Origin of the sequence: Tepidanaerobacter sp. EBM-38, from assembly GCA_001896545.1 — a bacterium.
Taxonomy (GTDB): Bacteria; Bacillota; Thermosediminibacteria; order Thermosediminibacterales; family Tepidanaerobacteraceae; genus Tepidanaerobacter.
On the sequence record MPOT01000055.1, the window covers coordinates 67,227 to 76,154 of the forward strand.

Consider the following 8,928-nt stretch of genomic DNA (forward strand, 5'->3'; position numbering starts at 1 on the left):
AACCTTCTGATGCCTTATATATTATGGCTACCACTGACTACTCTTTTTAGCAACTTCGACTAATCCCTCGCGATTCAGCTCATCCAAGATGTATAACTTTCCTCTTGCCGCGTCAGCGACCTTAATTAGACAATCTTTATTTGGTTGGAGGCCAATACAACAAAAATCAATTTTATTTTTTGCAATTCTACCGGCCGCCGAAACAGCATCATTAATTGGATCACTTGTCCATAAAGATACTGTAGGTATTCCATCGGTTATAAGCATAATCAATGGATTTTTTAAATTCTTTTTACTAATGTGAGAGATACCTTTGTCCAACGCTAAGGCCAATGGCGTTAAACCAGTAGCCACTATTTTATTTATACCTTCTTCCATCATGTCATAGTTTCTTGTAAAAGGAACACAGACATTAACTTCTTTTTCTTGGAAAGCCAGGATACTTACTTGAGTATTTGGTTTTAAGACAAGATATCTTGCCAGATATTTAGCATTTCTAAGCCTAAAACCAGCCATACTAGCACTGGCATCTATTATCAAGCAAATATCTTGCTGCTGTTTTGGCATTCGCTTGATAGCAACTATGTCTTCTTGCTCAACGCTGAATTTTTTACCCTCAATATAGCTTCTTACCAGCGATTTTTTAACAGTTTCCGGTATGTCCAGTTCATCTGGCCATTCTTCAGGAACATAAGGCCTGCAAATACTTGGTCCGCTTCGATATCCTGTTTCCCTGCTAGATAAATAGTTGGTTTCAAATCCTTTATAGTTATCAATTCTCCGCGAATTCCTCATGGGCCTTTTTAGCACAAACTCTAATTCTCTCCTGTATATCCTTAAAAATTCTTTTAATTCTTTCCCTTTATTGGTTAGATGGTACTTATTTTGATGTTTGCTTAAAATATTTGTTTGCTCAAAATATTTTATTATATCGTTAAAGTCATCATTTTTTTCTGTTATATCAAATGATCTTCCTGATATATTATTCTCAGATTCAAAATTTTTAATTGCATCTTCTACCTCTTTTAAACTTCCGAAATACTCAATCATCGCTGCAGTTTCACGAAAAAGGCTATCTTTTTTAGAACAACCACCATTTTGCTTTAAATATGAATCAGATTCGGTGGTATATGGTGACATATCTATGGGACTATTGCCGGTTTCATGCTTTATTCTCTCAATTTTTCTAAGTTCAACACCTTGCTCTTGAAGAGCCTCTTCCGTTTTGGCAACTATTAAAAATATGTTTTCTAATTCTTCGTTAGGCATAAGTGCTGTTATGTGGACATGATTTAAGTGATTTTTTTTAAGATTTTCAGTTATCCCATAACTTAGGCTTCCTGTCAGCCTGCCTCCTCCCGATCCTGTCTGAATATCAATATTATCAATCAAATAATCTAATGAATTTTCTACGAGACTTTTTTTAAGAAAGTCAGCCATTTGTCTTAAATTAAATATCTTTATTTCATGAAACAAATCTATATGAATTATCTCATTTTCAACAAAACGATAATAAAAGGCTTGGCCTGCATCAGCATTAACGATTATGTTCACATTTTGCGGAGTATCGTAACTGATTGTATGGACTTTTCGGCTAACAACAGCCGTTTGACCTACCCTAACTCCCTTATCATTATTTAACTCCGCCTGTAGCTTCTCTATAGCACTCATTTTATCAAATCCTCTTCGGTCTTTACATATTCTGTTATCTTTAATTTATCCATTGGTAATGCTTTTTGTGGGGGTGCTTTTACACTAGGATCGGAGGTTGTGCTACTTGTGGTTGCACTTTTTGCTGATTCAATATTAGGAACAAATCGCTGCAAAAGTTTTTTTAAAACATTGAAGCTAAAAGTTTTAGAGTTTTTCTTTTTATTCTCATTAATTTCCGAGACTTTACTAGAAGCTGGTAATTTATTTTCATTTTGAGTAGAAGTTTCAGCACTAATCAGGTCTTTTTTTATTAGGCTCTTTTTTTCTTCTAAATTTTTCAATATATTATTTAGGTCTTTCATTTCTACTCTATGCCGTAAAGCATATCGTGTAATAAAAATAACATCTTCTATATTTGGATTTCGTTTTAATAGAGCACCTCGTATTTTTGTTCCAAGTAAAGCGGCCTCTATATACCGAAGACTCTCTATACCATAATTGACATATAATGATGCCAAAAGATCTCTTATTTCTTGGGTAGGTTTGAATCTATTTATATTTTTTTCTGCTTCTAAAAATTCCTTTGTTTTTCGTGCTATTGCTGTATGACCATCGCTTGATACTTCATCACTAAAAATCCTGTTAATTACATAAGTATCAAGAGGTCTTTCAACGTTGACAGAAAAATCGAAGCGATCTGAGAGTTGACGCCGAATGTTCTCTAACGGTCCCGGATCTTCATCCGGATTTGAGGCAGCCCATACACTTACTTGAACCGGTATTTCTGTCACAGGCAATCCTGCTTCCTCGATTTGTATTCTTCCAGGTTTTGTCCCCATTACATCAAGCAGCAAATCTACAATTTCAGGAGAAGTATCAGCAATACGATTTATTTCGTCTATAAAAATAATTCCCCGATGTGCCTTTGGAATAGTTCCCAACAAAAGTGCAGCTTCCGGACTTTCTTTTGAAGATATTTTTTTCAAATCAATACTGCCTACAACAGACCCTTTTTTTGCAGAAGGTGAAATTTCTAAAAACGGCATATTGATTCTTTCTACACCAATTTCCCCGATTTCTTCACTAGTTAGATTACGGTGTTCGGGACAATGGGGATTGGATGGATCGCAATTGTACAAGCACCCCTTTATTCTGTTAATTTTAGGTAAAACTTCTTTATATGCTCTTATTATGGTTGTTTTTCCAGTACCTCTTAACCCTTCGGCATGAATATGAATAGGCGTACCTGTCAAAGATCCGGTTACCGACACATCTAATATATCAAAAAGTGGTGCATTGCCGGAATGTCTTATTATCTGAGAATAGTTCTTCATAACATATCCCTCTCGATTTTTTCATTGTTTATTCAACAACACTATAACCCTGTTTTGTCTATTAAATATTTTTTCCGAAAAGGTTTTTTTTATAACCCATTACCGGCAAATATATCAGATAAACGAAAAAATACCCTCATTAAGAAGGTATTTTTGTAAAAATTTTTTAGCTTTTTTTAGCTTCCACTTTGATAACTTCACGATTTTTGTAGTATCCACAGTTGGGGCATGCCCTGTGGGACAGTTTTGGTTCACGACACTGGGGACATTCTGAAATCGAGGGCAATGTTAATTTCCAGTGGCTTCTACGAGAACCTTTTTTGGATTTAGATGTTCTATGTTTAGGATTGGCCATTACAACACCTCCTCTAACTATTCGCTCTTTAATAATTTTTTCAATACTGCAAATCGGGGATCCAAGTTTTCTGTTTCGCATTTACAAATGCTTGTGTTTAAATTAGCTCCACACTTAGGACATAATCCCTTACAATCAGTTTTACATAAAATTTGACTCGGGCAGTTTAAAATAATTTCGTTCACAACTTGAGGATAGAGCTCAATTTCCTCACCATCGAATTTTATTAGTTCTTCGGATTGCGCCAAAATATCACTAAATTTCAGCGAAAAATCCATAGCAAACCGAACTTTAGTTTGCGTAAGACATCTTGAACATAATCCAGTAGCAGTAACTTCAATCTGTCCATCTGCTTGAAATACTCTATCTCCCAGATTTTCTATTTTGCCTTTTACCCTTACTGGTCCTACATTACTAATGCCTTCACGTTTTAAATCTAAATTCATAGTTTGTTGTGTAAAGTCAAATTCGGCTGTACTTCCTACTACATGTTTCATTCCTGCCAGACTCAGTTTCACAATCATTCACCCCAAAGAAATCACACTTTATTATATATTTACATAAAACCAGTGTCAAGCAGTTTTAACAAGAGACATCGTATCTAATGCTATCATTAATTCTTCATTTGTTGGAATAACAAGCGCTTTTGCTTTAGCATCTTCGGAAGAAATATCCGCCTGCTTTCCTCTGACTTTATTTTTAGTTTCATCAATCTTTATTCCTAAATATTCCATATCCTCGCAAATCATCTGCCTCATTGTAGCAGAATTTTCTCCAATACCGCCGGTAAACACAATAGCATCGAGCCCATTCATGATTGCAGCATAGGAACCGATGAATTTTTTAGCTTGATAAGCAAACATCTTCAAAGCTAAGTCTGCACGTTTATTACCATTTTTTGCCGCTTCTTCTAAATCTCTAAAATCACTGCTAACTCCGGAAATTCCATAGACTCCGCATTTCTTATTCAGATACTCGTTCATTTTATCCGGCGATATTCCTTCTTTTTCCATTATAAATGGCACTATTGCCGGATCTATATTGCCACAGCGTGTTCCCATTATAATACCTTCCAACGGCGTAAATCCCATGCTGTTTTCAATAGATTTGCCGTTTTTGATCGCTGTTATACTTGAACCATTGCCCAGGTGTAATGTAATCATTTTTAATTCTTCAATAGGCTTGTTCAACATTTTTGCAGCCTCAACTGATACAAAACAATGAGAAGTACCATGAAAGCCATATCTTCTTATGGCATATTTTTCATATAATTCATAGGGTAACCCATACATATAAGCATATTGAGGCATGGTTTGATGAAATGCCGTATCAAACACTCCAACCATCGGAACGTCCGGTAACATCTCCCGAGCCGCTTCAATACCTACAATATTAGGCGGATTGTGTAATGGAGCAATGGCTACACATTCTTTTAACACATCCATGACTTCATCCGTTATTTTTACCGAGCCGAAAAATTTTTCTGCACCATGTACTACGCGATGACCTACTGCTGATATTTCCGAAATATCTTTTAGAACACCGTGATTTTTATCTAAAAGAGCATCAAGCATCATTTTTACGGCTACTTTATGGTTTGGAATATTTTCTGATACTTCTATCTTATCTTTACCTGTAGGCATATGCTTGAGCATTCCAACTTCAAGACCTATTCTTTCCACTAAACCCTTAGCAAGAACTGATTGATCTTTCATATTGAAAAGCTGATATTTCAAAGACGAACTGCCACAATTGATAACAAGAATCTTCAACAAAATAACCTCCTAAACTTTTATTAATTTGCTTGCAGAGATGTAATTGCAACCACATTTACGATGTCTTCTACACTACATCCTCTTGAAAGATCATTTATAGGTGCAGCCAAGCCTTGACTTATGGGACCAACTGCCTCTGCTTTTGCGAGCCTTTGAACCAGTTTATAGCCAATATTCCCTGCGTTAAGATCTGGAAATACCAGTATATTGGCTCGCCCTGCCACTGGGCTGCCTGGCGCTTTAGAACTAGCTACCTTAGGAACCAAAGCAGCATCAGCCTGCAATTCACCGTCTGACAAGAGATTCGGCGCCTGCTGCTTAAGTATTTTAGTGGCTTCAACCACTTTATCTACCATTTCATTTTGAGCACTGCCCTTGGTGGAAAATGATAGCATTGCCACCCTAGGCTCATCGTCCATTAGAGACTCCCATGTTTTTGCAGTAGAAACTGCAATCTCAGCAAGCTGCTTAGCATCTGGATTCGGATTTATGGCGCAATCTGCAAATAGCAAATGCCCATCAGACCCAAATTCGCAATTAGGTACAATCATCATAAAAGCACTGGATACCACGCCTATACCCGGTGCCGTTTTAACTATTTGGAACGCTGGCCGGAATACATCTCCGGTCGCTGTAGCTGCACCGGCCACCATTCCGTCGACATCGTTATTTTTTACCATCAAAGTTCCATACCATATTGGATTTCTCACTAATTCTTTGGCTTTCTCCATAGTCATGCCCTTGTTTTTACGGACTTCGTATAACAAAGTTGCATACTCTTCAGCTTTTGGAGATAACTCAGGATCGATAATTTCCACTCCTGAAAGTTCAAATTCTTTTGATATGTTTTTAAGGTTATCTCCATTTCCTAATAACACTATTCTTGCAATTTTTTCCTTTGCAATGATTTCTGCGGCTTTAACGACTCTTTCATCACTTCCCTCAGGAAGAACTATAGTTTTTGGTGATGTCGTTGCACGCTCCCTTATTTTTTTGATAAAATCCATTTTTATTACTCCTTCCTTTATGCTACATAAAATATCTTGATTTTATTTTTTGTCACTACTCACTTCTATTATTTATTTTGTATACAAGACATTGTTAATTATACCACAATATTTATAAAAAGTTTAATAAACTATCATTATATGACTGTAATTAGCAAAGCAAAGCTACTTTTGTCGTTTATTGTTGCATAATCGTAATAGATGTTCTATGCTAAATTAAAAAAATCCTTCTTAATATTTTTTTATTTTTGTTATATAATAGTCAAAAGCCTTTAGGCGGTGGTATTTTGAATATCGTTGGCATTATTGCTGAATATAATCCTTTTCACAATGGTCATCTGTATCAATTAAGCAATGTCAGAAAAGTTTTAAAACCCGACGGAATAATAGTCATTATGAGTGGAAACTTTGTCCAGCGTGGTGAACCGGCAGTTTTTAGCAAGTGGGCTAGAGCTGAAATGGCACTTCGCGAAGGGGCTGATTTAGTTATAGAACTGCCTGTTTGTTTTTCAACGGCTACAGCTGAAATATTTGCGGAAAGTGCCGTAAAATTGTTGTTACAATCTCAGGTTGTTAATACTCTAAGTTTTGGCATAGAAAGATATTGCGAAAAAGAATTATTTTATTTAGGCAAGCTATTATCCGAAGAACCGGATTTATTTAAACAATTTATGAATGACTATCTGAAAAAGGGGTTATCATTTCCCGCTGCCAGGGAAAAAGCTGTGATTAAATATATAATGGTAAAAAACATTAATTTAGACACACAATTGATATCTGATTTGCTAAAAAAACCAAATTATATTTTAGCTGTCGAATATGTAAAAGCTATAAATAAGCTGAAAGCAGAATTTTCCATTTTTCCCGTTCTCAGGCAAGGTCATGATTACCATGATAAAGAACTTACACAGCAGTATGCAAGTGCATCTGCTATAAGGCAAGAGTTATTTTATCGCCGGCAAGATTTTAGTAATGAACTTGTTAAAAATCTACCTGATTCAGCCCTTCAAATAATTAAAAAAGAGATAGAAGATGGCCGCACTCCCGTTTTTTTACAAGATTTTGAAACTATCCTTTTATATGCTTTGCGTTGTATGTCGGCATATGAACTTAAAACTTACTTTGATGTGGCAGAAGGACTTGAAAATCGAATTAAAAAAGCTGCGCAAGCTTGTGGAACTCTTGAGCAGCTTATTTCACAAATAAAATCAAAAAGATATCCAGTAACCAGAATTCAGAGGATATTAATGCATATATTACTCAATATACCCAAGGAGATAGTTGAAATAAGGACACCACAGTATTTAAGAGTTTTGGGATTTACCCGAAAAGGTGCTCTTATTTTAAAAAAAATGAATAGCAAAGCCACCGTTCCTGTAATAACCCGAGCTTCGGAATACAAAAACCTAAATCAAAGTGCAAAAATAATGTTCGAAAAGGATTTACTTTCATCGGACGTTTACTCACTTGCGTATAAAAATGCGGCACTTAGAAATGGCGGATCAGATTTCAGAAGAAGCGTTATCTATTTTAATTCTTTTAAGTAATCTAATATATCATCAAGTTTAGTTACTGAAATTATTTCTATGTTTAAACCTTCTGCAGCTTTTACTGCATCTTTGGCATTTCTTTCAGGAACAAAAAATATTTCGGCTCCATCTCTATAAGCAGCTTTAACTTTTTGTTGGACACCACCTATTTCACCTATCTGCTCATCTAGGCTTATAGTACCAGTTCCCGCAATCTTATGCCCTTTAGTTAAATTTTCAGAAGAAAGTTGATTTAAAATTTCCATAGTTAACATGCTCCCTGCTGAAGGCCCGCCAATATCTCCTGTGTCAATATCTATCTTCAGCGGCAGGATGGGTTTCCAGTTTAATGTGGTTATATATATACCTATTACGGATTTCCCCTTTTCAGTCTTGCTTTCCATAGTAGGTATAAAAACTGTTATAGTTTTATTTTGTCTCTCCACTTCTAATTCTACCGTTTCACCTATATTGTGATTTGAGACCTTTTTTACTACTTCTTCTGCAAGATTTACTTTTTCTTTATCAACCTTTTTTATTATATCACCTGGAAGAAGTTTTCCTTTTGCAGTACTTTCCGGCATAATCTCTACCACTTGTGCACCATCACCTAAAATCTTGGTGTCATATCCTGCTTTTCTCAATGCTACAACCTCTGCTATTTTCTGACTCTCCTCCATCCATCTTCTCATGTACTCCATGTACTGCTGCATATCCCAGCCGGCAGGTATCATTTCCTCTTTTCTCTCAACATTCACATAAGGGTCTACAGCAGCATATAACAGCAAAGGGATATTAAGCGTTCGGCTTGATACTGTCGTTAAAAAAAAAGAGCCTTCTTTATGCTTAGACCCATTTTCAACTGTTACAATTTCCTTAAGATCAACAGTTATACCTGGAGCTACTATAGTATAAGTTTGGCCCAAATAGTAATTCAAACCTAATAATAGTATTATTATTGTTATTAATTGTAAAGACCTTTTTCTTTGCTTGCTTACCATTATTATCCTCTTTTCTATACTTTTTTCAGGTAAAATCATTTACCAGCCCTTTTTGATAATGTTCATTAAAGAATCCTTGTTTTTATAGCACTTACATAAAAGCTATTCTTAATTATAACTATATATTCCAACACTCTATCTAAGCATATTAAACCTGCCCAAGAAATATATATATAGAGTTAATTGCTTTGTTCCAAGGCCCAGACTATATAATGGTTTGATGGCATGCAAAAAATAATTTTACCCCATAAAAAAACAATAAAATGGGCAATTC

At 35.5% G+C, this 8,928-nt stretch carries 8 protein-coding genes; 1 reads left to right on the plus strand and 7 read right to left on the minus strand.

The genetic code is table 11. The annotated features are described in order from the left end of the window. Positions 1-27: 27 nt before the first annotated feature. The 6 genes from BUC45_RS06850 to pta form a co-directional block, all read right to left on the minus strand. Positions 28-1,671: a VWA domain-containing protein gene (locus tag BUC45_RS06850; protein ID WP_296971173.1), complete on the minus strand. Its 1,644-nt coding sequence runs from the start codon at positions 1,669-1,671 to the stop codon at positions 28-30. Beyond that, positions 1,668-2,987, minus strand: coding sequence for a magnesium chelatase (locus tag BUC45_RS06855; RefSeq protein WP_296971174.1), 1,320 nt, complete (start codon positions 2,985-2,987; stop codon positions 1,668-1,670). Before BUC45_RS06855 ends, BUC45_RS06850 begins: the two co-directional genes overlap by 4 nt. A gap of 166 nt (positions 2,988-3,153) precedes the next feature. Beyond that, a complete protein-coding gene (gene rpmF, locus BUC45_RS06860; RefSeq protein ID WP_013778514.1) occupies positions 3,154-3,342 on the minus strand; it encodes a 50S ribosomal protein L32 in 189 nt (62 codons plus the stop codon). A 17-nt stretch (positions 3,343-3,359) separates the two neighbouring features. Continuing rightward, entirely contained in the window at positions 3,360-3,866 is a 507-nt protein-coding gene (locus BUC45_RS06865) for a DUF177 domain-containing protein (RefSeq protein WP_296971175.1), read from the minus strand. Positions 3,867-3,914: 48 nt separating this feature from the next. Continuing rightward, the gene (locus BUC45_RS06870; RefSeq protein ID WP_296971176.1) at positions 3,915-5,114 is read right to left on the minus strand and encodes an acetate kinase; all 1,200 of its coding nucleotides are present in this window, start codon (positions 5,112-5,114) and stop codon (positions 3,915-3,917) included. Between the two features lie 23 nt (positions 5,115-5,137). Further along, positions 5,138-6,124, minus strand: a complete 987-nt coding sequence (gene pta / locus BUC45_RS06875) for a phosphate acetyltransferase (RefSeq protein WP_296971177.1) — start codon at positions 6,122-6,124, stop codon at positions 5,138-5,140. Positions 6,125-6,411: 287 nt separating this feature from the next. Between pta and BUC45_RS06880 the strand changes: the two genes are divergently transcribed. Next, positions 6,412-7,671 carry a nucleotidyltransferase gene (locus BUC45_RS06880; protein WP_296971178.1) on the plus strand — a complete coding sequence of 420 codons (1,260 nt, stop codon included), beginning with the start codon at positions 6,412-6,414 and terminating at the stop codon, positions 7,669-7,671. Here BUC45_RS06880 and BUC45_RS06885 read toward each other — a convergent pair. Further along, positions 7,650-8,693 carry a S16 family serine protease gene (locus BUC45_RS06885; protein WP_296971179.1) on the minus strand — a complete coding sequence of 348 codons (1,044 nt, stop codon included), beginning with the start codon at positions 8,691-8,693 and terminating at the stop codon, positions 7,650-7,652. The two genes, BUC45_RS06880 and BUC45_RS06885, sit on opposite strands and share 22 nt — an antisense overlap. Positions 8,694-8,928: the final 235 nt, after the last annotated feature.

What these genes read in the sequence shown, in the direction of transcription:
- pta (WP_296971177.1), bottom strand. Translation starts at nt 6,124, where the DNA reads ATGGATTTTATCAAAAAAATAAGGGAGCGTGCAACGACATCACCAAAA.
- BUC45_RS06865 (WP_296971175.1), bottom strand. Translation starts at nt 3,866, where the DNA reads ATGATTGTGAAACTGAGTCTGGCAGGAATGAAACATGTAGTAGGAAGT.
- rpmF (WP_013778514.1), bottom strand. Translation starts at nt 3,342, where the DNA reads ATGGCCAATCCTAAACATAGAACATCTAAATCCAAAAAAGGTTCTCGT.
- BUC45_RS06885 (WP_296971179.1), bottom strand. Translation starts at nt 8,693, where the DNA reads ATGATTTTACCTGAAAAAAGTATAGAAAAGAGGATAATAATGGTAAGC.
- BUC45_RS06855 (WP_296971174.1), bottom strand. Translation starts at nt 2,987, where the DNA reads ATGAAGAACTATTCTCAGATAATAAGACATTCCGGCAATGCACCACTT.
- BUC45_RS06850 (WP_296971173.1), bottom strand. Translation starts at nt 1,671, where the DNA reads ATGAGTGCTATAGAGAAGCTACAGGCGGAGTTAAATAATGATAAGGGA.